We start from the raw sequence: 25,746 nt of genomic DNA, 5'->3' as shown, positions 1-25,746 counted from the left end.
ATCTCCCGTTACACAACCCACTCTATTTCTTGTACAAACCCAAGACTTGTCGTTGATTGTGGTGCAAAAGTATTAGTAAAATTGTACGAAACAAATTTTTCAAAATAGATTTATGAAGAAATTATTAAGATTTTAGGTAAGCGCTTGTTTCCGTGGGAATTAATGGAAACGGAAAATCGATTTATTTTTTCAAGCTGCTTCCGCTCAGTTCTGATTTATTGTTTGCAGGGCGATAAATAAGTCGCGAACTGAATGCAATTGGCATAAAATTAGCCTGAAAAGTACCTATTGGCTATATTAGCTGAAAAGGATTCAACCCGATACTGACTTAAAACCGCTTTTCTGAATGTTTGCTCTGGCTGCTAGGTGTTTCATTTCTCTCTTTTTCATACTGAATTTTAATCATCTGCTGGCGCAAACCGAACCAGGCAATGCAAAGTCCTGGCTTGATGCGTATACCGAACATCGTGAATACGACGGGGTGTATGTGGTCAAGAAAGTGTCTGTGCCCTGCCGGACTTATGAAACCTATCTCACCGATCAGAATGGGCGGAAACTGACGCCTGCATTCCGGGATATCGGCGATTTTTCTGACGGGCTGGCTGAATTTGTGCCGATGGAACTGGGTCCTGATGGAAATGGATTACACGGATTTATTAATAAGCAAGGCGAAATAGTTGTGCAGCCGATTTACGCGGGCACGGATAAGTTTATCAATGGAAAAACCTGGGTTATTTATCCAGTGGGCAAGCAATTTGGACTTTCTTATATTGATACAAAAGGAAATACGCTGTACAAGATCCCGATTGAAAACTATAAAAATGACTTCCTGATCGCCGCCGCAGAGCAAAATCACGTATGCAACCGCGACACGCGTGAGGATATTATCTGGTGGAAAAACAGGGATATGTTTATCCTCAACTGGAATTTCAGCAAGTTCAACGAGCGCGAGATTAAGAAGTCGAAGTACATTTATCATTTCAACTTTGGGGGCAAATATGGGATTATTGACAAGAATATGATCCTGCGCGTGCCGGTTGCGCTGGATGATATTGACCCTACCTACAAATTTTCTGGCCAGGGGATGGAGCGCGTTCAATATGGCGATAAGTTCGGCTATGTCAGTCCCTACACCGGCGACCTGATCGTGCCGTTTGAGTACACCGATACGCGCAAGCCGACTGCCGGTTTATTTTGGGTAAAAAAGAATAATAAATGGGGTTGCATTGACAAAACGGGCAAAGTAAGGATCGATTTTCTTTACGACGAAGCCACAGGTTTCACTGCCGAAGACCGCTCCGCAGTAGCCATTAATGGAAAATTCGGGCATATTGACAAGAAAGGCAGGATTCGAACGCCACTGAAATACGATTTCGCTTCCTACTATAACCACGGCATTTCGATGGTGCGGGTGGACGATAAATATGGGTACATTGACACGACCGGAAAGTTCATAACGGAGGTTATATACGACGAGGCATTACCGTTTGACAAAACCACAACAACGGCCGAGCGCACGTGGCTGCGGTACGAGCTGGCCATGGACGGAACAGAGAAATTTGTAGGTTTCTCGTATAAATTGAATGCCGTTTTCATATTGATCGCATTGCTGATTTTCGTCCGTATCAACAGCTATCTATTCAGGAAATTTGAAGGCAAAAAATGGCTAAACCGATTGAAAACTAAGAAAACGTCCTAGTCGTTTTTGGAGTTAGCCTTATCAATAATCACTGCGAGCAATATCACCAGCCCTTTTACAACCTGCTGCCAAAAAGGCGACACATTCAGCAGCACCAGTCCGTTATTTAAGACCCCAATAATCAGTGCGCCCTGAACGGTACCGAGCACGCTGCCCCGACCTCCTGACAGCGACGTCCCTCCTATTACCACGGCCGCGATCGAATCGAGTTCGTAGCTGACACCTGCATTGGGCTGCGCCGAATCAAGTCTGGACGTAACCAAAAGCCCGCCTACCGCTGCGAGCGCCCCGCCGATGGTATACACGATAATCTTAACCTTATTCACCTGAATACCAGATAGTCGCGAAGCACTTTCATTCCCTCCAATCGCATAAATGTACTTGCCTAACCTGGTTTTGGTAGTGATAAAAACAGCGAGCAGCACGATCAGCACAGAAATCCAAACTGGCACGGGAACTCCCAAAAACCAGCCGGTACCCAGGTACAAAAACGTATCGCCCAATCCGCTGATCGGAAAACCCTTCGTCCAGAGCATCGTGAAGCCGCGTGCGACAGTGAGCATAGCCAGCGTCGCTACAAATGGTGGAACTTTGAATTTCGTAATCGTCCAGCCATTCAATGCCCCAAGCGCAGAGCCCGTTAATATCCCGGCCAGGGAAGCGCCCAGAACTGTGAAACCGATGTACAAATTATCGCTCGGAATCTCAATGCCACTTTTGAGCAGCCCGGCTGTGATCGCGCCGCAAAGCGCCAATACCGAGCCGACAGATAAGTCGATCCCTGCCGTTAATACAATCAAAGTCATCCCAGTCGAAATGCAGATATTGACTGAGATCTGCCGCATTACATTCCATAAATTGGAAACGCTGAGAAACTTGTCCGACAGGATACTCAGGCCAACACAGAGTAAAAAAAGCGCGATAAGCGACTGAAAACGAAGTAATTTATCTTTATCTAATGCCAGGTTCATAATTGCTTTTCATAAATCGATTGAGGGATCGCTGCTTTCAGGATCAGATCCTCGGTTGCTTCGGCAGCAGTAAATTCGGCTGTGAGCTCACCTTCCGCCATTACCAGAACACGATCCGAAACGGCCAGTATTTCGGGCAATTCGGAAGATACCACGATGATTCCCAGACCGTTATCTGCCAGTTGAATGATTAGTTTATAAATCTCACTTTTTGCGTGAATATCAATTCCACGCGTAGGTTCGTCGAGCAGGAGAAGCTTCGGTTTCGTCGCCAGCCATTTTGCCAGGACAATTTTCTGCTGGTTACCTCCGCTAAGATTCTTGGCTTGCTGTTTTCCGGAAGGTGTCTTGATTTTAAGCTCGCTAATATACTTTTCGGCCAGCGCAGCTTCCTTGTTTTCACTCGAAATGCCCATATTTTCCAGGTCTGACAGCGTGGTCAGGCAGATATTCGTTTTCACATCCATTCCCAAAACCAGCCCGTCCTTTTTCCTGTCTTCCGGCACCAGCGCCAGGCCCGCGGCGATTGCCTGTGCGGGTTTCGAGATAGACAATGCTTTTCCTTCCACCCGAATAGTACCCTGCGACCGCGCCGCGTGCAAACCGAAAATTGTTTCTAATAACTCCGTCCGCCCCGCGCCCATTAACCCGAAAATCCCCACGATTTCGCCCCGGCGCACTTCAAAATTAATATCCTTCAATATCCACTCATTCTTGCGCAATGCGTGCTGCAAAGTGAGATTTTCAATTTGTAGTAAAACCTCAGTGGCGCCTTGTGACAGCTTTTTCCGCATCACTTCAATCTTCCGCCCCACCATTTTCGTAATCAGCTGGTCTTGATCAATATCCTGCATTTTACCCGAATCAACAGACTTTCCGTCCCTCAAAACCACAAAATGATCTGCGATCCGGAAGAGCTCGTCTAGCTTGTGCGACACGTACACGATCGCTTTGTTCTCAGCTTTCAGTTCCTCAATTATCCCGAACAATACCTCCACCTCGCTGCCGGTAATCGCCGAAGTAGGCTCGTCCATAATGATCAGCTCCGCCTCTGTGAGTAACGCTTTCGCTATTTCCACGATCTGCTGCTGGCCCACTTTCAGGTTCACCACACGCGTTTCCGGGGAGACTTTCAGTTTTAATCTATCCAGCAGCTCCTGCGTTTTGCGGCGCATTTTATTTTTATCCAGCGTGCCATATTGGCTCAGCATTTCGCGACCGAGGAATATATTTTCGGTGATCGTCAGGTAAGGTATCAGATTGAGTTCCTGGTGAATAATCGCGATGCCGTGTTGCTGCGCTTCTTTGGGGTTATTGAATTTGACAAGATTGTCTTTCCAGAAAATCTGTCCCTCGTAGTCTGCATAAACGCCCGACAATATCTTCATCAGCGTCGATTTACCCGCACCATTTTCCCCTATTAAGGCAGTGACTTTTCCGGCTTCAAGCGTCAGGTTCACGTTTTCCAGAGCCACTACTCCCGGAAATCTTTTGGTAATATTCTCTGCGGTCAGCATGATTATTCCGGTTTGGTTTCTGATGAATCGTCTATCGAAAGTCGGATCGGGATAATCTCAATTTTGGCAAGATCAGGGTATTTCTGGTTGAGTTCGAGTGCGCCGGAAAAGGTAATCTCATCTCCCTTTTTTACTTTGGCAAGAAACGATGGAAGCACTTTATCGCGGATAATCTGGTTCAGTTCCGCGGAAATGGCATTGAGATCCGAAGAATTGCCGAAATCATTAATATCGATCTGCCCCGAAGCGTCGCGGACTGCATTCCCAAAAATGTACTCCGTAGCTAAAAGCACACGTTTGCTCCCAGCCTTTGTATTTACATCAACGATCACCTGGTTTTCCTCCACCGACTGAACGATACCCCGCCCATTTACCAGAAAATATTTGATATTTCCAATGCTCATCGACTTCCCATATTTGGAAAATGCCTGCTCCGGATCCGTTTTTAAAAGATCAAAAAGCAGCGCTGCATCAGGAGCAGTAGCAAGTGCTGGCGTCAGCTTTTGAGACCAGAAATTAGCAGCGAACTTTCTGCCATTAAATAAATCGGTGCCCGCCTTTACCTCATCCAGTTTTTTGAAATAAACCGAATTATAGGCTACGAATGCAATCACCAGCAAAAAAAGCAGGTATCTGAGCGTCTTTTTCATAGTCAATCCTCTTTCCCGTAAGCGGCGTAGTTCTTGATATTATCGCGCTTCACCAGCTCCACCGCCACAGGCATTTTTTTAGGAAATTTCCGCTCGCCTTTGAAATATTGGTCGGCAAAAGTGGCGGCAGTTTGTGCCATGACAATCGGAAACTGCATGCCAGTCGCCACAATTTTTCCATCCTGGATCGACTTCACCACATCCTCGGCGCCATCAAAGCCAAATACCTTCACATGATCCGCCTTTCCCGCAGCCACCAAAGCCTGGTAAGCGCCCATTGCCATCGCATCATTTCCGCAAAAAACGGCATCAATATCGGGCTGCGCCTGCAAGATCGATTCGAGGACTTCCATTGCTTTATTACGGTCAAAATCAGCGCTTTGCTGAGCAACCATTTTCAGATCAGCATACTGGTCGACCACGCTGTGAAACCCTTTGGAACGGTTCCATGTATTGTTGTCTCCCACCATCCCAAGTATCTCGACGTATTTACCCTTCTTATTTAAAGTCTCCACAAAATACTTTCCAATCGCCACGCAGCCGGAATAGCTGTCGGACAGGATCTGCGACGTGGCAGCTCCATTTGCATTCACTTCCCTATCCATACAAAAAACCGGCACACCGACGGCAGTAGCATTTTTTACATTCACGATCGAACCGTCGGCGTCAGTAGGGTTAAATAAAATGGCATCGTAGCCCGAAGCGATCGCATTCTCGAAATGGTCGGTTTCCTGTGATGTATTGTTTTGGGAATCAAACACTTTCGATTCATAACCTAGCTCTTTCGCCTTGGCCTGCGCCTGCTCGGCCAGAAAAACGAACCACGGATTATTAAGCGTGGAAACGACAATCGCCATTTTCTTGGGCTCCTCTTCGCTTTGTCTTGTTTTACAACCAATTAATCCAAGTCCAAAAAGGGCGCAGATCAACAGGGGTCTATATGTATTCAATAATTTCATAGGAATTGGTTTTACGGGTACACCGTAACGATCACCCGCTGGTACCGCGTGAGTGCAGGTTTTCCATTGTCTGTTACCGCCAGAATAACATGGATCGTCTCTGGCTGCATTACTTTCGGGGCCGTAAACGAAGTCGTAACCGCTTTGGCGTCAACGATCCCTAAAGGCTCTTTTACATTGTAGCTACCCGGCTCTGGGTAGTAAATCCATTCATAGCTCAGCGCATTTCCGTCGGGATCCTGCGAACCTTCGGCGCTCAGCGTCACCTTCTCGCCAGTTTTCGCCTTGATTGCATTTCCATTCTTTGAAACAGCTTTCGGCGGGTGATTGGCTTCTTTAAAAGGCTTGACCGTCCAGTCCATACGCGCAGCAAAATCGTTCTGAAATGCTTCCCGCCAGCGCCATAGCGTGGCTTTGTTGCTGGTGTGAAAATTCCCGTCCACCCCTTTTACCTCGTCCATCGCGTCGGTATAAATCGGTCGGGTTTCCGGCTCGTAGAAATATTTTAAGGTCCTGGGTTTATAGAGTTCGTACCTGCCGCCCCAGCCGCCATATTCGGGATGCTCGGGTACATTCAGGCCATTTTCTATCAAACCTAAAAAAGACGGCGTGTCGCCCTCCATTAAAAATTTGGTAAAAGGATATTCAGCTCCCAGCGGCCCGTGACTTCTTACGTGCTCATCAAGCCATGGATTATCCACTATCTCAAAATTAGCGCCCACAAACCGACCATGGAATTTATCCCCGCTTATGCCCGACCAGGTCGCATAATGGTAAGCGCCCGCAGCGTGGTAGCCCGGACTGCCCACATAGAAAAGGTCAGGGAAATTCTTGCGGATCCACGGGCTGGTATCGTCCTGGTCAGAGATCGTGTACATGCGGATCTTGGAAACAAATTGCTTTACATCTTCCGGAGCCCGCGTTTTGCGTACTTTCCATAATGCCTGCGCCAGACAGTTCGCTCCTCCCCACACGGGAATCCAAACCGGCCGGTCGTCCTTTTTATCAATCACTTTGATAATCCATTCTGACCCTTCGGAATCTTTTCCATCACCGATCGCCTGCATACCAAATTCGGGAATGCTCGGCTTGGTAATACTCAGCAGGTATTCGGTAGTAGGATATCCTTTTTCATGCAACAAGAGGTTGTTCCTTACTTTTCCATAAGCCTGTATCAGCTGCTTGATCTTCTCCGGCGCGACGCGATTGGGCTGGTGAATCGAGGTAGTCGCGACCAGGCCTTCAATATCCCATTGATTGGAATAAGTTAGAAAACGGACAAGCGACTGAGTATCATCGGGTTCATTTTCAATATCCGTCAATACAAGAATGCGCGATTTAACAGCAGGCCCCTGAGCAAAACCCGGAACCGACAATGCGAGCAGCGAAAAGATGAAAAGCTTTTTGATCCGTTTCATAGGACAGGAAAACGGTGAAAGATTGGACTGTTAGATTTCAGACAACACCAGGAACGATTAACCCTGACAAAGTTTGTGAGCGGTCGCTGCAATACCTGCTTCGGAAATGCCGTAATGCGTAAATATTTCCTGCTGAGAACCGGTGACAGTATATTCATCAGGTATAGCGATAATTTTAAATGCATTCCTGTGGCCGGCCTGTAATAAATACGATGCACACGCTTCTCCGAGGCCGCCGTAAATGCTATGTTCTTCAACAGTTAAAATCGGCTTGCCTGACAATGCAATTTCATCCAAAAGATTGTAATCCAAAGGCTTGATCGTGTGCATACTCACTACCGTAGCCGATAAGCCAGACTCTTTTTCCAGCTTTTCAGCAGCCTGCAATGCGGGCGCGACGGTTTCTCCGGTTGCAATAATAGTCAGATCCGCACCCTCGCGGACAATGCGTCCTTTGCCAAATTCAAATGTCTTTTCATCCTCTGAAAGCAGCTCCATTACTTTTTTTCCAAATCTTAAATAAACCGGAAAATCTGCCTCTGCCGCGAGCCTGATCGCCTGTTCTGTTTCAAAATTATCCGCCGGTGCCACGATCAAGAGGTTATTAATTGTTCTTAAAACCGCGAAATCGTGTAAACTATGGTGCGTGGAACCCAATGCACCGTAGCTCACGCCGGCACTGATACCAATCAGTTTGACCGGATTATCCGAGTAAGCCACATCGTTTTTGATCTGCTCCAATGCACGCGCAGTCAAAAAACAAGCGGGAGAAACGGCGAAAACTTTTTTACCGGCAGATGCCAGTCCAGCCGAAACACCGACCAGGTTTTGCTCGGCAATACCTACTTCCACGATCTGATCAGGGAATTTCTGGCCAAACGGAACGAGCTTCCCCGAGCCGCGCGAGTCGCTTGTGACCACGATAATATCCCGGTCGTGCTCGGCCAGCGTTTGTAATGTTTGGGAAAAAACTTCCAGATTGGCCTGGTGTTTTAAAGCAATGTTTTCAATTGTCGCTTCCACTCCTTGTTCTTTTAGTGTCCCGGGTTTCCCGGAATATGGTTACGCAAGACTTTCTTCTGCTACGCCCAGCTCCTGCAGTGCGTCTGAATATTGTTCCTCGCTGGGCACGCCGTGGTGCCATTTCAACTGACTTTCCATGTAGCTAACTCCCTTACCTTTAATGGTATGCGCGATTACCAGGCTAGGTTTTCCTTTTTCAAAAGGTATTGCGTCAAAAGCTGCTTTCAACTGTTCAAAATCGTGACCGTCTACGTGCCGCACAGCCCAGCCGAATGCTTCAAATTTCGCATCTACGGGATCAGTATTGCAGACGTCGCTCGTTGCGCCGCTGATCTGTAAGCTATTTTTGTCAATGATCGCGCAAAGATTGTCTAGCTTGTAATGAGCGGCCGATAATGCGGCTTCCCAGTTGGAACCTTCGGGCAACTCGCCGTCGCCCAGCAATGTAAAAACGCGATAATCCTTTTTATCGAGCTTGCCCGCAATCGCGGTACCCACACTCAGCGAGAGTCCGTGGCCCAACGCACCTGTATTTTGCTCCACGCCACGCACCTTACGTGTCGGGTGCCCAATATAGTGCGATTGATACGTGCACAGAGTTTCAAGATCCGACTCAGGAAAAAAACCTTTTGAGGCTAAAACCACATAAAGCGCCTCCACGGTATGTCCCTTACTTTGAATATAACGATCCCGATCGGGCGACGAAAAATCCGCCGAATCCACATTCAGAACGTGGTTATAAAGTACATTCAGAATATCGATACAAGAGAGACTTCCCCCGGTATGGCCTGCCTTCGCCTGGTAGATGTACTTGAGTATTTTACGCCGGTACTCCACCGACTTCCGTGCAAGCTCCTTTTCTGACATTGTTATTAATATTGAGAAACCAATTCTCTGCTTGAATGGCCGTTTGGCACTGAATCACGGATAGGCTCGTCGAAAACCTGCACTTCCCAGCCCATATAGTTACCCAGCGCCTCTTTCAATATGCTGGCCGTTTTGGATGCATTCATCACCACGTGGTGTTCAAAACCATTGTTACAGATATAATGCATCAATTTTTGAAGGTTCGGGATTTCCGCTACTGCGCGGTTTCCAAACGTTTTCAGCGAATCGTCGGTCAGTCTGCCCTCGCCTACATAAGCTTTCATAATCCCTTTCGGATCGTCGGTACTGATTCGGCCGAAAGTCAGCGGCATTGCCGGCGTGCGGCCGGATAATGCACCGTACGTATTTTCCTCTCCCACCGAGGTGCCGAGGATCGGCGCGGTGCTGATTTCTATATCTGGTAAAAAGGACTTAGCCCAGTTTCCGCAATGGAAAAGCACGCATTTATTGTCGTCGTCGGCATAATTGTTATTCCAATCCACGAGCGCACTCGGCGTCCCGGAGGCGAGTTGCAGCGCGTACATACTCAGCGTACCCGTCACATCCACCTCGCAGCCGCTCGGCGACATACTTTCACTCATAATGCTCATGGAAGTACACACATTGCAGCCGTAATTCTGCTGAATCGAAGTCCAGCACTGGATCGCAGTCGCGTCGAGCGCATTTTCCTGAACAAATTCGGCTAGTACTACGTCGAGTTTGGCCATTTGAAACAAAGCCTCGTCCGGCGTGCGGCCAACGGAAGCGTAGTCCCTTATTTTTTGTAAATGCTGCTGCACGCTGGTATCGTGCTGGGTGAGTTTATTGGCTCTGCCGAGAATTTCCGAGAGATCGACAGTGACCACTGAAATCCCGTTCCGTTGCAATATCTTTTCACTGTACCGAACCGTGTTAAATCCGCCCGGCCTGGCTCCTATTGCGCCAATCCTGACATTTCGCAGACCTTTTGTAACGCGACAAACCGCCACGAAATCCTGTAAATCCTTGATAAAAGTGGGGTCTTGCGGGTGTACGACGTGCTTGGTCGTGAGCGTGTACTTGATCCCAAATTGGTAAAGGTTGTTACAGGCCGATATTTTCCCGCACCACGAATCCCTCCTGCGTGCCACGTCGAGTTTATTCAGATCGTCGGGGTAGCCCTGGACCAATACCGGCACATTCAGTTCAGATAATTTGAGAGTTTCAGCAATCCCGCGTTCGTCGCCGAAATTGGGCAATACGACGAGCACGCCTATTATTTCGTCGCGATGCGCCCGGAATAAAGCAGCACATTTTTGTGCATCCTGAAAAGTCTCAACGCCGCCGAGCTTGGTAGCCTCCGTATCCAGCATCACCGCCGGGATTGCAAGCTTTTTAAAAAGATCAATAATCTCAACACGGGCCTCCGCAACCAGCCGATCCGGAAAAAAATCCCGGTTCCCAATAATCACTCCAATACTTGATTTCATCTTCATGGTTTTTATGGCTATTGGCTTTTAGCAATTGGCTGTTGGCTATTAGCTTTTAGCTTTTAGCTTTTAGCCTTCAATAAATATCAAAACAGATTGTTTACTTATCCCACTTTACGGCGGCTCGTTCCACGGCGGCTCGTTCCACGGTGGCTCGTTCCACAGCGGCTTATTCATTCATTCATTCATTCATTCATTCATTCAATCATTCAATCATTCAATCACTCACCCCGCAACAATCAACTCAATCTCATTATCATGAAAAAGCTGCTTATGCTTATCTTCCACGCCGGCGTCGGTGATGATATAATCTATCAATGAAAGTGCGCCCAGACTCGCAAATGCGCTTTTTCCCACTTTTGTAGAATCGGCCACGAGGTAAGTGGTGTCTGCCGCATCTATCATCGCCTTTTTTACTACTAAATCACTGATACTAGGATAAGTAAGTCCCGATTTCAGGGATAATCCCGCGGTAGCCAGAAACAGTTTCTGCACGTTCAGACCTTTAAAAAAGTCGGCGGCTTTTTGTCCGGTGAGCGACAAGGTTGGCGGCTTGAATTCGCCTCCCGTCATGATCACCTCAATCCCGGTTTCTGCGCCGAGCAGCAATGCGATATTCAGCGCATTGGTGATGACGGTCAAATGCCGGTTGCTGCCTCTCAGCTTTTTAGCTATTTCAGTCGTCGTCGAGCCGGAATCCAGAATAATCGTATCTCCATTATCAATGTATTCCAGGCATTTTGATGCGATCAGTTCCTTTTTATCCAGGTTCTCCTGATTACCCAGCGAGAAATTCCGGACCTGATCTTCCACATTTTTCAAAAACGCGCCCCCGTGTTCCTTGATCACCAGACCGTCCTTTTCGAGCTTATCCAGGTCCTGCCGGATCGTCACTTCCGTAACTTTGAATAGCTTGGCCAGGTTGATCACTTTTGCGGAGCCGTCCTCCTTCAACAATTCGAGTATCTTATCCCTTCTCTGATTCGCAAGCATTGTTCCCATTGTTATTTTGGTTTCCTTTTTTAGCTAAAATAGAAGGAAAACAAACACTTATCCGATATAAAAGGAAAATTTACTTTTTACAACTATTGCCACCGCTCATTAAACTCGCAAAAGCAAATTTACGAAAATAAAAGAAACTAAAAAGTAATAATTGAAAATATAACAATACAATTATGCTACTAATTCTTAAATTGTGAATAATCAATTATGCCGTTATGAAATACAAAATCCTTTCCAGATACCTGTTGTTTCCTTTCGTCCTGGGTGCAGGTACGGAAGCTTTTGCTCAGACTGCTAAAAAAGATACCGTCCCGCCCCCTTCGGCAACCGAAGATTGGTCTATAAAACCGCCGCTGGTCACGCCCGGCCAGCTTGAAGCGCCGCCTTCCGACGCTATTGTGCTCTTGGGAAGTGATGACGATGCCGGGAAATGGCAGCACGCCGATGGTTCAGCTATAAAATGGAAGGTCGGAAACGGAGAGATGACGATTGTGCCGAAGGCGACAGATATTGAAACAAAACAAAAGTTCGGTAGCATTCAGCTGCATTTGGAATGGAAAACGCCTGATCCTGCGCAGGACAAAGGAATGAACCGCGGCAATAGTGGGGTACTGTTAATGGGGCTTTATGAATTGCAGATCTACGAATCTTATCAATATCTCACCAAAATCTATTACAACGGTCAGGCCGGGAGCATTTACAAGCAACACGCGCCGCTGGTGAATGTGGCCAACGCACCGCAGACCTGGCAAACCTACGATATCGTTTTTGAAGCCCCCGTTTTCAACCCCGACAAAACCCTGAAAACCCCCGCTTACATGACCGTTTTCCACAACAACGTACTCATCCTCAATCACGTAGAACTCAGTGGGCCTATGGTATACCAGGGCTACCCGGAATACAAATACCACGAAAGCAAACTTCCTCTGCGCTTGCAGGAACACGGCAGCAGAGTAAGTTTCCGGAATATTTGGGTTAGGGAGTTGTGATGCTTTTGCCTTAGGATAACCCATCGGGGTATTTCGGACAAGAGATTTTCTCGATGAAATATACTGTCGGATATTGGCTGTCGTGATATCTTCATAGACGCTTCCATTGTCAAATACAAACGCTAATGATGGAAAACGAACAATTGAAGTATAACACAGAAGCGGAATATGATTCCGCTATGGAAGAAATCTACGGATTGATGTCCCGGGGCGAACAAAATCTCTCGGAGGTAGAGACTGAGAAGTTGCGAGTCATGGCTATCGCAGCCGAACAATATGAGGAGCTTCACTTCCCTTTTCCTCCTCCCCTAACGATTACCGAAAAAGTCGAGCAGAAACGCTTCGAACTCAATCTATCTGTTACAGGCCTTGCTAATATGCTAGGACTCGGGAAAGCAAAGCTCTCGCAGATCCTAAATGGTAAAAAGGAACCGGATGTAACCTTCCTTAGGGCCGTTTATCACAAACTGGGCATCGATCCCGGGGTTTCGTTAGATCAAGGCTAGCCCAACCGCATCAGCGGTAGCCATACGGACACTTGTCTCGCGCAGTTTTAGAATATTTGGGTTCGGAGGTGTATTTACCGCTAAGGAAATGGTAGCTACCGATTAAAAACGAAATGTGAGCAGTTACAAGACAATTTTAAAGATTGAAGTCATAACTTCAATTAGATTGTCTTGGTTATTGTTTCGCACAAAGCAATTAGATTATTTAGTGGTAAATATCCAATTTATGAAACCGCGCTGGACAAATGGTACAATGTCGCGTTAAAGGCCGATTGGAAGCATTTTGGGCAAATGCGACAAAGCTTTGGATCCGTGGATGCAGTTGGAAATGACCTTTACGTTTTTAATATTGGTGGAAATAAGTGTAGACTAATTGCTCGAATAATCTTTAAGTCACAGATGATCTACATACGATTTATCGGCACCCACGATCAATACGATAAGATTAACCTCTCAAAATTATAAGCATGGAGACTATCACATCGGAAAATCAATATGAAGCAGCGCTCGAAGATCTTCACTTATTGATGAAAATAGGTGAGGACAAAATATCAGATGAGGAGGCTCATGAAATCGAAATGCTCGGACTAGCGATCCAGGCGTACGAAAAGATCCACTACCCCTTTCCAATACCTAAAAACCGTCCGAAAGCACCGGGTCATCGACCACAGCTTCCAGCACGATAGAAACATTTACCGCACCAACGGCAGCCACACCGACATTTCACCGTGGCCGCGATTGCCCCAGGCGTAATATGGGACGAGTTTTACGGGGATGGTTTTTGGTGCGGCGATACTTACTTCGCGGTATAGCTTTTTGCTCCAATTGGTATTGTCAAGCAAAACGGCGTCGCCTTGCAATGCAGTGATGGGGCTGTTTTCGATTGTGATCGGTGTGGGTTTAAAATTATTATTAACCGAAACCGCGACATCGAAAATCGTTTTTCCTTTTGGAAGATCCATAGATTCGACGCAGTACACAATCGGCCCGCGTTTTACCGCAACCTGATTCCGCGTTTCCTCTACCAGCGGATTCGATTCGATCAATTTAACCGGCATAGGAAGCAGCAATTCCACTTTGTCACCCTTTTTCCAGGCTCTTTCTACTTCCGCATAAGTGCCAGCGTTCAAAGAAACGGTTTGCTTTTTCCCGTTCACAGCTAACGTAGCACCTGAGCACCAGCCTGGAATCCTGAAAAACATCGCGAATGCATTTGAAGGGGCTTCTTCAACTTGAACCGATACTTTACCGTCCCACGGGTAATCAGTTGTCTGTGAAAGCCTTAATACACCATTTTTAAATCGCGTATCCAGTTCATTTCCTCCATACAAATTAAAGAAAACACCCGCATCGGACACGCTGTAAACGTATTGATTCACCTCAGAAACCGTCCGAACCGTATTAGGCGGACAGCAGTTCGACTTGGAGATGTAACGCAGGCGCTCCTTCTCCCAGCGCTGCTTGAAAGGAAGTGCGTCCGAATAGGCTAAGGGATTAGTATACAAAAACTTATCTCCCTGCAAATTAATACCAGATAAAACACTGTTATAAAGCGCCAGCTCGACAATATCCGCATACTTGGCGTCGCCTGTGATTTGCAGCATCCGCCAGTTCCACAGCACATTGCCGATATTCGCGCAGGTTTCGTTGTGAGCAGTGAAGTTGGGCAGCTGGTAATCGCGCCCGTAAGACTGATGGATTTTCTGCACCTCGTCTGGTTTATAGGAAGTGCCGTCGGGCGAAACACCGTCGTAAAGTGCCCCGCAACCGCCTGTGACGTACATTTTGTGATTCGTTACATCGTCCCACATTACATTCAGCTGATCCATCAAAGCCTGGTCGCCTGTTTCTGCGTACACGTCCGCAACTCCTGCGTACAGGTAATTGGCACGTACCGCGTGGCCCATTACTTTGGTCTGTTTCAAAAACGGAATCCGGTCCTGGTTGTCGTCAGTACCTTCCGTAGCTCCTTTGATCGCGATCAGGTGCTTGACCAGTTTAAGATATTTCTCATCCCGCGTGGTGCGGTACATTTCCGACAAACCCATATAATGCGACGGACAAATTGCATTTCTGGACTGTTCCGGCGTCGCATTTGCGTAAAAACCGATCAGAAAGTCAGAAGCTTTTTTGGCAACATTCATCAGGGTAGACTTTCCCGTTGCGCGGTAATGTACACAGGCTGCGGTCATCAGGTGACCGAAATTATAAGCTTCAAAACTCAGCCGATCATCGAACATTTTTGCTTCGCCTTTCTGCTTTTGCTGGATGATCGCTTTGGTATATATGTATCCATCAGCCCGTTGCGCTTTCGCCATGACCTCGATCGCATGATCCATTAATGCATCCAGCTTCGGATCTTTGGTCGCGGCATACATGCCGGCGACGGCTTCAAATGTTTTGTAAAAATCCCCGTCATGAAATGAAGGACCCTTGAAATTGCCTTCTTTTAAACCCGCGGCAATCTCGAAATTCCGGAAAGAATGGCTCAATTCAGGATCAGTATATACTTTCCAGAGGTTAGGCACCATCGTTTCCCGGCAAACCTTAAAACGATCAGCCCAAAACCCGGTAGTCCATTCAACCGCATTCATATCCGTACCGTGAAGTTTCGCGTGAGTGCTTCGGGAAGTGTTAACCAGCGCATTTTCCTGGGCAAATACAGCCTGCGTCAGTGCCAGTCCTGCAAATGGAATAAATAGTAACCTTCTGAAATTCTTCATTTTTATCACTTTCAAAGAATGCTTGTGGTCAAATTATGGATTCTGAAAACTGCCTCTCTGTCTTTGCTACCTGCATCCGGCAGGTCGTACATCTGGTCAGTCGGGGTGTCTGCATTCGGAAATCTTCTTGTATCACCAGTTCGGAAGGTAATACGTTCTACCGCTTCCATTGGAGCGAAAAGTATCTGATTACCAAGCTCTTTATCATTAATTCTAACAGTGTACAATCTCGTTTCAGTGTTCAGTTTGATCGTAATCCTGTATAGTTCATCGGTTTTATATTCGATCAAATTCTTATTCCGATATCCAGCCTTCACACGAATATGTCCTGTCGAATCAAACGAAAGCCGCATGCCTGGATTGCCCAGCGCATTTTGTAACTCAATATCCAACAACCCATTTTTGTCCTGCCCTGGGGTTACCGTAAACTCGACCATCAACTTCTTTGTGGCAGGAATAATTCGCTCTGCTTTTGCATAGTCAAACGGATCGAAATCCCTCAAAACGAGAGCCTTGTCGCCTTTCTGACCCTTTTCTATTTTTACCGGAGCCCATAATGGACTATAAATATTCCACTCGCTCAATTCTACACCTGACTTTATCTCGTTAAAGTCCGCTTTAACATGAGAAACAGCTTTTTCAGTAAGTGGTACCGGAACCGATGACACCCAGATATCCTCCTTATTCATGCTGTACGTGACCCACATCTTCCCGTCACCCGACATACCATTGCCTTCTGAAATGCCCCTCACATATTGCGGACCATACGATTTATAGTTGCCGCCGTACCGCATCGCCGTAATCTCACCATTCACAAGCAACAAATTTTTGTAATCAATACCATCGTCACTGACAGAAACTGCCAGCGGCCAGCGAAATTCGGCGGGATTATAGACCGTCGCGTATTTCCCGTCCGACGTTTTCTGCCCCCATATCTTGGCATTACTATTCACAAATCCAGGCGCCCTTTTTGGCTTATAAAGCCAGGTCTTGCCATCATCTTTGCTCATGCTGGTTAGCGCATTCTTCCATAACCCAACTACCCTCCCATCCGGCAAATGATATGAACTGAACGCTTTATATTCCCCTTTCAGCGAAATCAACGGATCGTCGCGATCAGCTTCTTCCACCCATTGTTGCACCGCCAACTTATTGGCAAGCAGCTCATTACAAGCCGCCACGAAGGCTTTATCCTTGCTCGTTTCATAAAACGGATAATCCGATTTCTGTTTCCAGGAAGCATTGTTGCGGATGAAATAGATAGGTCCAAGCGACCCGTCTTCCTTGATTTCACGCACGACCCGCCCTATTCCGTTCCCATCATTCGGGTCATCTTTCGCATCAAGCGCAATGCCGTAGTAGCCCAGCGTCAGCAACTTACCGTTTTTAGATACATAAAAACCCATCCGCTGATGCATTACTGCATACAGGTTTTTAGCAACACCGGGATATTCCTTTTTCGTAGTTCCGTCGGGGATTTTGTACGGCGGAAAAATGACTTTTGGCGTCGTCCAGCTCACGCCGTCTTTGGAGGTTTGCAATAAAGTCTGCCCCGGCGGAATATGCTCGCCGACCGGATTACTCAGATAATTTAGGTAAAAACTACCCTTCCAATAAGCCAGCATCGGCGCGTGGTTGTAAGTCCAGCTTAATGCAGCATCACCTCCAAAGTCTGTCCGGTTTGCCCGAAAAGTCTGATAAGAATGCGCCCCAATCACCGGCCGCAACTGACCGTGGTGATAGTCAATATTCGAAAGCATTTTGCCTGTATAACGAATCGTATCCTGCGCCAAAAGCCCAGGATACGAGGATGTTAACATTAATAAACTCAATAATAACTTGTTCATTCCAAATTGTTTAGTACCCGGCATTCTGCGTGATTTTGGCATTCTGGTCGCGCACGATATTCGGGATCGGCAGGAGCAGTTTCGCCTCGGTCACCGGCTTTCCTTTTTGTGTCAAAACAGGAATTGCCCGTCCCGTTCTTTTTAAATCAAACCATCGGTGAAATTCAAATGCCAGCTCAACGCGCCGCTCGTGCTCGACTGCCAGCGCAACCGTATTGTATTTGGCCGGATATCCCGCCGCACCATACAAAGGCAGGTTAGATCTTTTACGCACTTCATTCAGATAAGTCACGTCGCCGGTCGCTTCTGTCAGCAACAAAAGCAGGTCAGCGTAGCGGAAAACGATAAAATTGTTATTTGCAGCAATGCTCTGATTGATCAGCGGCGCTGTTTTATCAGCCCATTTCTTAGGAAAAAATGCGGGCGTAAATACACCTTTCGCATCCGTGTATCCCGTATCTACTGACGCCAATCTGCGCGTGTCACCCTGCTCGTATTCAGCCAATACATCATTTACTACCTGGTTCATCCCTGCCCCGTAAAAGCCCAATGCATTGGAATTAGGAAAAAATTCGAGGTAATAATTGCTGTAAGGATTCGTCGCAGCGCCGCCGAGGTATTGAATTTCGAAAATCGACTCTTTCGTATTTTTATTTTTCACGTCCCACAAAGCAGCATAAGAATGAAGAAGCTCAAATTTTTTGCTGTCATAAATCTCTTTCAGCTCTTTCGTTGCATTCGCTTTGTCTCCTGCGAGCAGGTACACTTTCCCGAGCAGCATTTGCGCTGCGCTTTTGGTAGTACGGCCCGCAATAGCGGCAGTAGCAGGCAGTTTTGTCTTCGCATCAGCCAGGTCCTTGATGATCTGTGCATGGATTTCAGCAGCCGGCGACCGTAGTATATCGTAGGCTTCAGCGGCAGAAAGTGGCGTCAGTACCAGCGGCACATCGCCCCAGATCTGTACCATATTATAATAGTAAAGCGAGCGGAGAAAAAGCATTTCTCCCTGCGTCTGCGCCTTGTAAGCCGGGTCAATATCAGCAGTTTCGATCTTGCTCAATATGACATTGATATTGTATAGCGACTTGTAGAAATCCTGCCAGAACTGGTAAACCATCGTATTTGCAGGTGCAAGTGAATAGTCGCGGAACTGCCATTTATCAGCCTGATTTCCCGAAATATTCAGGATCGTTACATTGTCCGCCATCAGTTCCCCGGTATAAGAAACCGGCCCCTGCGGGTGATAAACGGTGTAAAGTGTATTGTAAGCCGCATTCACAGCCAGGTCGAAATCCGAGCGGGTCCTGTAAAAATTCTCCGCGTTAGGATTTGAAATCGGCGCGAGTTCGAGAAACGATTCCTTGCAGCCCGACAATGTGGCGACCAGGGTGATCAGTGTAAAAATGAATATGTTCTTTTTCATAACAGATTTGGCGAATGGATTAAAAATCAGCTTTAATACCTACTGTGATTACTCTCGGCAGTGGATAAGATCCATAATCTACCCCCGAAAAAGCACCCGGTACCGGCGCGTTTCCGCTCGTGTAAGAACCCGCAGTTTCCATGCTGCTGCTGTAAGACGTAGTGCCGTAAGTTGTGTTTTCAGGATCGTAGCCAGTGTATTTGCTAAACAAATGCACATTTTCAGCATTGATATAAACCCGCGCGTCACGAATCTTCAACTTGCTCGTCACCGACGATGGTAATGCATAGGAAACGCGGATATTTTTCACCCGGATAAAACTCGCATCCTCTACCCAATAGGACGAAAACTGCTTCTGCAAACCCAGGTAATTGACCGAAGGCTTAAAGTGTTTCCCGTCGCCCGGCTGGCTTTCCGACCGCCAGTAGTTGTACATACTTTCGTAAAAATTGCGTCCATTATCCCAGGTACCGAGGTATCTGACATTGTTATTTGCAATCTCACCACCAAAAGAACCTTGCAGCAAAAACGAGAATTCAAATCCTTTGTACCCAACTGTGTTCGTAATTCCGGCAATGAAATCGGGTTGATAGTTTCCGAGAATAGTGCGGTCCGCGTCTGAAATTTTACCGTCACCATTCACGTCACGCGCTTTTGGGTCACCCGGAGTTGTACTTACGTGATGCGGGTAAGCATCTATTTCTGCCTGATTTTTGAAAACTCCATCGAAAATATAACCGAAGAAATTCGAAACCGGCTGGCCCACTTCCGTGCGCACCGTCACCACATTATCTACGTATTGAATAGGTGCATTGCCCGGCCCGAGTTGCAAAACTTTGTTACGGTTGCGGGAAATGTTGAAATCCGTATTCCAATAGAAATCCCCTGCAAAGTTTTTGGTAGAAATATTCAACTCCACGCCTCGGTTACGCATTTTACCAATGTTTGTCAGCTGAGAAGAAAAGCCGGTAATATCGGGAATCGGCACAAAAAGCAGCATATCGCGCGTAATCGAATTGTAATACTCAGCTGAGAGGTTGATCCTATTATTAAACAGACCGAGATCCACACCGATATTAAACTGATTAGTTTTCTCCCACTTCAATCCGGGATTAGCCAAACCACTCACTTTCAAACCATTGGCAAGCGTCGCACCATTTACATAAGGCGCTCCGGCGAGCAAACTGATCGGGCCGTAATTTGGTATCTGGTTGTTTCCGGTCACACCGTAACTCGCACGTAGTTTTAGATTATTGATCGCCGGTACCGAGCTCAGGAAGCTTTCATCAGAGATTAGCCAACCCGCTGATACAGAAGGGAAATAGCCCCATTTATTATCGCTACCAAATCGCGACATTCCATCTCGGCGAATCGCGCCAGCCAGGAAGTATTTGTTTTTGAAATTATACTGGACCCGCGCCAGGTACGACAGCAGCGACCATTCACTCGCAGTCGTGTTACCCGCCGTCACCGTTCCTGCATTCAATGTATGTACGAGATCATTGGGGAAATTATTCGAAGCCACGTACATCGTTTCATCGCGCTGCTTCTGAATTGTGTAGCCTAATAAACCCGTGAATGCGTGCTCACCAATCTTCTTATCATAGTTCAATGTATTCTCGCTCAGCCAGTTGATCATATATGCATCTCCTGCATTTCCCTGTGCAGCAAGTACAGCTGAGTAGCCGTATTTCTGTTTATCATTCCAGTAAAAACTGTTTCTGGTGTTGTATAAATTGCCGCTCAGACTCGTGCGGAAACGCAGGTCTTTCACTACTTCATATTCCAAAAACCCGGTTGCTAGCGTGTTGAATGACTTTCTCGCTTTATCAACCTCCCTGGTCAGGGAATAGGGATGCCAAAGGTTCATATCAGCAAAAGAAGTAAACCGGAACCAGGTAGAATTCGGGTCTCGGAAGCCGAGATTGCCGTTTTCGTTGTAAACTGGAAAGTGCGGGTTGCTTTGTAAACCAAGGCTGATCACGTCGCTTTTGCCCTGTGTACCTTCCGTACGGTCGAAGATCGAAGTAATACCCAAATTCAGCCCAACCGTCAGCCGGCTATTGATCGCAGTTTTCACATTCGATCTGATCGACAGTCTTTTATAGTAATTCTCGTCTAAAACAGCAGTCTGATCCAGGTATGCCGCCGAGAATAAATACTGCGTTTTCTCTGTCCCGCCCGACACGCTGAACTGCGCATTGAACGAAGGGGCAGTACGGAACATCACATCCTGCCAGTCGGTCCCTTTTCCGAATTGTTCCGGATTGTTTCTAAAATCGTCGGGTATTCGCAACGTAGCAGGTCTGACATCATTCAAATCACTCGCATTTCCACCCTGAGCGATCCATGCGTTGTTTTTTGCATCCTTATAGGTTTCGATAAATTGCTGCGCATCCATCATTTTCACCCGGCGAACTACTTTTTGCGTTCCGTATTCAATATTTGCGCTAACATTCACTTTACCAGCCTTACCCATTTTAGTAGTAACTAAAATCACCCCGCTCGACCCTCTTGAACCATAAATAGCAGCAGAAGAAGCATCTTTCAATACCTCAATAGATTCGATATCCTGCGGATTGATCAGGTTCAGATTGAAATTTTCCAGCGGAACGCCGTCTACTACGATAAGCGGATTAGTACCCGCAGTAATGGAGCTCACGCCCCGGATCTTGATCACCGGCGAAGCACCCGGCGCACCCTGCGATTGCGAAATATTCACACCCGGCATAGTACCTGCCAGCGACTGCGTCACGTTGCTGAACGACCTGTCCTTAAACTTGTCATAATTAACCGAAATCACCGAACCCGTCACCGCACGCTTGCTCTGCGTTCCATAACCTACCACTACCACTTCTTCGAGCGCCTTGTTTTCAGCCGACAATTTTACAGCCACTTCGTTTCGGGAACCTACCGGCTCTTCAACCGTTTTATAACCTACAAAACTGAAAACCAAAACCGTATTTCCATCAGGAACGTCAATACTGTAAGCTCCATCTGCGTCGGTAGTCGTACCTCTTTGTGTTCCTTTAATGATCACGCTCACGCCCGGAAGGGGGTCCGTATCGCTGATTCCCGTGACCCTGCCTTTGACTTTAATCGTCTGCGCATCAGCAGCCGTAACCGCCACAAGGAATGCCAGAATAATTGGTAAGATGTGTTTCATAGTTTAGAAGCAGCGTTGAACATGGTGACAGGATTTTCCTTATTTTTCTTTTATATTCTATTTTTTACGAAAATTATGAATAAAAAGAAACAGAAAAAATAATTCGAAGAAATTTTATGTCTTTTCCTATAAAAATTTGTAAAATAGACGCTTACAGGGAAGGGAATTCTTTAAAAAGTAAAAGAATGAAGCGCGAGTCGGCGTTTTATGAAAACAACTTCGTAAAGTACGAGTCCGAATAGATAGTGTAGAGGCAGTTAGGCCAAATCAATTTACCGCCCGAATCCGCAATGCGAGATAAGGTTTCATCGGCAGCCTGATTGATTTGCGGTCTTTGTCGAAAATGCGATATTCTACCGGGGCGCCGGCTTCGAATATTTCCGGAAGTTTTGTGATTGTCATGTTCCAGGTATCGATCACTTCTACTTGGAATTTTGTTTTTGCAGCCGGACCGGCTTTTTTAGGCAGATTAAATGCCCATTCCTGCTGCATTTTTTTACCAAAATAAATTAAATAATAGCTGCTGTCAGCGGTAGTGGCGGTATGATGGTCTTTCCAGGGATCGGCCAGTTCGAGCGGGCCGGGAGCTTCTTCTAATATCTTTTTCAAAAAAGCGATACGCGCCGGGCTGCTTCCGATCAGCCGGCCGCCTTTGGCCCAATTAATGGTATCGCCCGCATTTTTGTAAGTTTCACCGTGCGTCACATACGTACCCGTAATGGTACCCTGCCAGAATGCTTCCGTCATTTCTTCGCCACTCAAATGTCCCCAGCGCTGCGGCAAATCGCCTTCGTAACAAACTTCATCGTAAACCATCGGCTTAAGAAACACGTCACGCAGCAGTACAGCGCGCCCGAAATCTTCAACCGTCGAACCATTTTGAATGCTCACGTGCGTGAATTCCGGCTTCCAGTTGTCGTAATAAACACTCCCATTATGAATGGAACACAAATGCTGATATGGATCCGAATCAACCACAGCTTTTGTATAAATATCCCAATCCGCGCGGGGCTTCGTTTTAATATAATCAAACTCATTTGCCAGCGACCACCATACGTTTCTAAAAGATGAAAGCCTGGCTGTGAGGTACTTAATATATTTAAGATCATTGTCCCGGCCCATGCTATCGAAACCCCAGCGACCTTTATCGTAAGGGTGAAAAATGATCACATCAGCCTCAATCCCAAGCGCTTTCAGGTCATCGATCCTCTTTTCCAGGTGCTCAAAAAAAGCAGGTTCAAAGCGGGTGAAGTCCCATTCTAATTTCACTCTTCCGGTACTCGTTTTACCTTCGCCTTTTTTCACATACGGATAAAAAAGCGGCTCGTTTTCGACATTAGCGTAGTATTTCGGAAAAACGCACATGCGCACTTTGTTGAATGGCGCGGTCGACAAAGTCTTTAAAGTAATCTCCTCCAATGCTGTCGGCTGGTGCGTCCATGCATACAAAGTTGTCCCGAAAGGATAGTACCGTTTACCGTCTGCATATTTAAAGTGGTAAGTATCAGCCACTTTCACAGGTCCGTGGTTTTCACCGGTGGGGTCGACGCAGGTAAAACTCCCAGACTTGCCGCTCAATACCTTACTATTACTGAACGTTCTATATTTCCACTCCCCGACAGACTGCGGCATAAAACGTACTTTATAAACCCCTTTTCCATCATAAAATCCAGCAGCTTTTATCTTCTCTTTTCCATTACTAAACTCCGCGCCCAGCGTAATATCTTCGAATGGATTTCCATTTTCAGGGCCTTTCAGACTGATCTCAAACCGGTCCCAGCGTTCAATTTTCGTTTGGGAGAATACTTGATGAAAAGTAGCGGTAAAAAGTAAAGTAAACAGCAGAATGGATTTCATGAAAGGCATTTAAGTGGTTCAGTTTTGTTCAGATGGAATCAGTACCGGGCGCGAACCAACAGCCTCCTGCCAACCCTGGTAGCTCTTTTTTACAAGACCATTTTGTGGGGAAGGTACCGTTGTTGCGTTGCTTTTTTTAAGTTGTGTCAAATGATCTACACTGGCGTAAACTCCTGATTGTAAACCAGAAAGAAAAGCTGCACCCAATGCGGACACTTCCTGCAAGGCGGGATTCACAACTGGCTTTTCGAGCAGATCGGCGAGGAATTGTATTACAAAACCATTGGTAGTAAGCCCGCCGTCGACCATCAGTTGCTCCAAAACAATATCCGAATCAGCCTCCATCGCCGTGATCACATCCTTGATCTGAAAAGCCACCGATTCCAGCGCGGCGCGTACAATATGGTTTTTGGTATGGTCAAAAGTCAGTCCTGTAATCGACGCTTTGCGGTTCATATCCCAATGTGGCGCGCCTAATCCGCTGAAAGCCGGAACGAGGTAAACGCCGCCGTTATCGCTCACGCTTTTCGCCATTTCTTCGGTTTCCCGGCTGTTTTCAAACAATCCCAGGTTATTTTTCAACCACTCGATTGTCGCTCCGCAGGTTACGATCACGCCTTCCAGTGCATATTCCACGTGCGAACCGGTGCTGTACCCCATCGTCGTGACCATGCCTTGCGAGGATATTTTGGGCGCATTTCCAATGTTCATCAATATCGACGATCCCGTCCCCAGCGTCGCCTTGGCAATACCCGGTTCAAAACAACCTTCTCCAAAAGCAGCCGCGTGCGAGTCGCCGATCATCGCTGTAATAGGCAGGGGTTTTTCAAACAATCCGCCGAAATAAGATTCGCCGAATTGGCTTGCAGAAGGCTGAATAGCGGGCAGATGCAAGCCAGAAAGGCCAAGTTCATTCAAAATTTCTCCGTCCCAATTCAGCGATTCCAGATTAAAAAAGAGCGTGCGGGAAGCGTTGGTATGGTCTGTCAGATAGCGCTTTCCGCCCGTCAGTTTATAAAGCAGCCAGGTATCGATGGTCCCGAAATAGGCTTGTCCGGCCTGAATCGCATCCCTAACCCTGTTGTTGTTTTCATAAAGCCAGCAAACCTTGGTTCCTGAAAAATAGGGATCGATCAGCAAACCCGTTTTAGATCTGATCAGATCGGAATACCCTTCCGAAATCAGCTTTTCACAAATCCCTGTCGACCGCTTGCATTGCCACACGACCGCATTATAGATCGGTTTGCCTGATTCGCCCCAGATCACGAAAGTCTCCCGCTGGTTGGAAATGCCACAAGAGACAATATCCCCAGGCGACCCGCCTTTTTCAGCGAAATCTTCCAAACACTTTTTTACAGAAACGAGCACATTTGCATAAATCTCTTGCGGCTCCTGTTCCACAAATCCACCTTTTAGATAAAAGGTTTTAAGCGGCTCAACCCCTCTTGCGACCGGTTCTCCCAAGCTATTGAATATGACCGATTTGGTGCTACTTGTGCCCTGATCGATCGCTAAAACAAATGGACCTTGCATAGCTTATATGAAGAATAACGAGTAAATAATGAGTCGGACCTTATTAAAACAAAGAAAAGAAAAATAAACGAAAACAAAGAAAGATATCATTTATTTCCTCTAATTTAAACTTTACAAAGTATCATTT

At 46.7% G+C, this 25,746-nt stretch carries 20 protein-coding genes; 5 read left to right on the top strand and 15 right to left on the bottom strand.

Going from position 1 to position 25,746, the window contains the following annotated elements:
- Positions 1 to 346 precede the first annotated feature (346 nt).
- The gene (locus KOD92_RS08330) at positions 347 to 1,699 is read left to right on the top strand and encodes a WG repeat-containing protein (RefSeq protein WP_215233087.1); all 1,353 of its coding nucleotides are present in this window, start codon (positions 347 to 349) and stop codon (positions 1,697 to 1,699) included.
- Here the strand turns inward: KOD92_RS08330 and KOD92_RS08325 are convergent.
- The 9 genes from KOD92_RS08325 to KOD92_RS08285 form a co-directional block, all read right to left on the bottom strand.
- Entirely contained in the window at positions 1,696 to 2,670 is a 975-nt protein-coding gene (locus tag KOD92_RS08325; RefSeq protein WP_215233086.1) for an ABC transporter permease, read from the bottom strand. The two genes, KOD92_RS08330 and KOD92_RS08325, sit on opposite strands and share 4 nt — an antisense overlap.
- Positions 2,667 to 4,187, bottom strand: a complete 1,521-nt coding sequence (locus tag KOD92_RS08320; protein WP_215233085.1) for a sugar ABC transporter ATP-binding protein — start codon at positions 4,185 to 4,187, stop codon at positions 2,667 to 2,669. The genes KOD92_RS08325 and KOD92_RS08320 overlap by 4 nt, the downstream gene beginning before the upstream one ends.
- 2 nt (positions 4,188 to 4,189) lie before the next feature.
- On the bottom strand, positions 4,190 to 4,837 hold the full coding sequence (locus KOD92_RS08315) for a DUF2291 domain-containing protein (RefSeq protein ID WP_215233084.1): 648 nt from the start codon (positions 4,835 to 4,837) through the stop codon (positions 4,190 to 4,192).
- Positions 4,838 to 4,839: 2 nt separating this feature from the next.
- Positions 4,840 to 5,796, bottom strand: coding sequence for a D-ribose ABC transporter substrate-binding protein (locus tag KOD92_RS08310; RefSeq protein ID WP_215233083.1), 957 nt, complete (start codon positions 5,794 to 5,796; stop codon positions 4,840 to 4,842).
- 11 nt (positions 5,797 to 5,807) lie between these two features.
- Entirely contained in the window at positions 5,808 to 7,214 is a 1,407-nt protein-coding gene (locus KOD92_RS08305; protein ID WP_215233082.1) for a DUF1593 domain-containing protein, read from the bottom strand.
- Between the two features lie 57 nt (positions 7,215 to 7,271).
- Positions 7,272 to 8,237 carry a transketolase family protein gene (locus KOD92_RS08300; RefSeq protein ID WP_215233081.1) on the bottom strand — a complete coding sequence of 322 codons (966 nt, stop codon included), beginning with the start codon at positions 8,235 to 8,237 and terminating at the stop codon, positions 7,272 to 7,274.
- A 39-nt stretch (positions 8,238 to 8,276) separates the two neighbouring features.
- On the bottom strand, positions 8,277 to 9,104 hold the full coding sequence (locus KOD92_RS08295; protein WP_215233080.1) for a transketolase: 828 nt from the start codon (positions 9,102 to 9,104) through the stop codon (positions 8,277 to 8,279).
- Between the two features lie 5 nt (positions 9,105 to 9,109).
- Complete coding sequence (locus KOD92_RS08290; protein WP_215233079.1) at positions 9,110 to 10,579, bottom strand: L-fucose/L-arabinose isomerase family protein; 1,470 nt, start codon at positions 10,577 to 10,579, stop codon at positions 9,110 to 9,112.
- Positions 10,580 to 10,798: 219 nt separating this feature from the next.
- On the bottom strand, positions 10,799 to 11,566 hold the full coding sequence (locus tag KOD92_RS08285; protein ID WP_215233502.1) for a DeoR/GlpR family DNA-binding transcription regulator: 768 nt from the start codon (positions 11,564 to 11,566) through the stop codon (positions 10,799 to 10,801).
- Positions 11,567 to 11,790: 224 nt separating this feature from the next.
- Here KOD92_RS08285 and KOD92_RS08280 point away from each other — a divergent pair, with 224 nt between their 5' ends.
- The 4 genes from KOD92_RS08280 to KOD92_RS08265 all read left to right on the top strand — a co-directional run bounded on the left by KOD92_RS08280 (position 11,791) and on the right by KOD92_RS08265 (position 13,756).
- A complete protein-coding gene (locus KOD92_RS08280) occupies positions 11,791 to 12,564 on the top strand; it encodes a 3-keto-disaccharide hydrolase (RefSeq protein ID WP_215233078.1) in 774 nt (257 codons plus the stop codon).
- A gap of 125 nt (positions 12,565 to 12,689) precedes the next feature.
- Positions 12,690 to 13,070 (top strand): helix-turn-helix domain-containing protein, encoded by a 381-nt coding sequence (locus tag KOD92_RS08275; protein ID WP_215233077.1) that lies wholly within the window; start codon positions 12,690 to 12,692, stop codon positions 13,068 to 13,070.
- 171 nt (positions 13,071 to 13,241) lie between these two features.
- Positions 13,242 to 13,535 (top strand): type II toxin-antitoxin system HigB family toxin, encoded by a 294-nt coding sequence (locus tag KOD92_RS08270; protein WP_215233076.1) that lies wholly within the window; start codon positions 13,242 to 13,244, stop codon positions 13,533 to 13,535.
- 2 nt (positions 13,536 to 13,537) lie between these two features.
- Positions 13,538 to 13,756, top strand: a complete 219-nt coding sequence (locus tag KOD92_RS08265; protein ID WP_215233075.1) for a hypothetical protein — start codon at positions 13,538 to 13,540, stop codon at positions 13,754 to 13,756.
- A gap of 6 nt (positions 13,757 to 13,762) precedes the next feature.
- On the opposite strand, the gene KOD92_RS08260 is transcribed toward KOD92_RS08265, so the two are convergent.
- From KOD92_RS08260 to KOD92_RS08235, 6 genes are all read right to left on the bottom strand, one after another.
- Positions 13,763 to 15,793: an aceric acid hydrolase gene (locus KOD92_RS08260; RefSeq protein WP_215233074.1), complete on the bottom strand. Its 2,031-nt coding sequence runs from the start codon at positions 15,791 to 15,793 to the stop codon at positions 13,763 to 13,765.
- A gap of 11 nt (positions 15,794 to 15,804) precedes the next feature.
- Complete coding sequence (locus KOD92_RS08255; RefSeq protein ID WP_229254589.1) at positions 15,805 to 17,640, bottom strand: exo-alpha-sialidase; 1,836 nt, start codon at positions 17,638 to 17,640, stop codon at positions 15,805 to 15,807.
- A gap of 10 nt (positions 17,641 to 17,650) precedes the next feature.
- Entirely contained in the window at positions 17,651 to 19,063 is a 1,413-nt protein-coding gene (locus KOD92_RS08250) for a RagB/SusD family nutrient uptake outer membrane protein (RefSeq protein WP_215233073.1), read from the bottom strand.
- A gap of 19 nt (positions 19,064 to 19,082) precedes the next feature.
- Positions 19,083 to 22,229 carry a SusC/RagA family TonB-linked outer membrane protein gene (locus KOD92_RS08245; protein WP_215233072.1) on the bottom strand — a complete coding sequence of 1,049 codons (3,147 nt, stop codon included), beginning with the start codon at positions 22,227 to 22,229 and terminating at the stop codon, positions 19,083 to 19,085.
- A gap of 267 nt (positions 22,230 to 22,496) precedes the next feature.
- Positions 22,497 to 24,086, bottom strand: coding sequence for a DUF5060 domain-containing protein (locus KOD92_RS08240; RefSeq protein ID WP_215233071.1), 1,590 nt, complete (start codon positions 24,084 to 24,086; stop codon positions 22,497 to 22,499).
- An 18-nt stretch (positions 24,087 to 24,104) separates the two neighbouring features.
- A complete protein-coding gene (locus KOD92_RS08235) occupies positions 24,105 to 25,619 on the bottom strand; it encodes an FGGY family carbohydrate kinase (protein WP_215233070.1) in 1,515 nt (504 codons plus the stop codon).
- Positions 25,620 to 25,746 lie beyond the last annotated feature (127 nt).

The sequence above is a fragment of the Dyadobacter linearis genome, from assembly GCF_907165045.1.
Lineage (GTDB): Bacteria > Bacteroidota > Bacteroidia > Cytophagales > Spirosomataceae > Dyadobacter > Dyadobacter linearis.
Note: the sequence above shows the minus strand (reverse complement) of the source record. Positions and strands in the feature narration are given on the sequence as shown.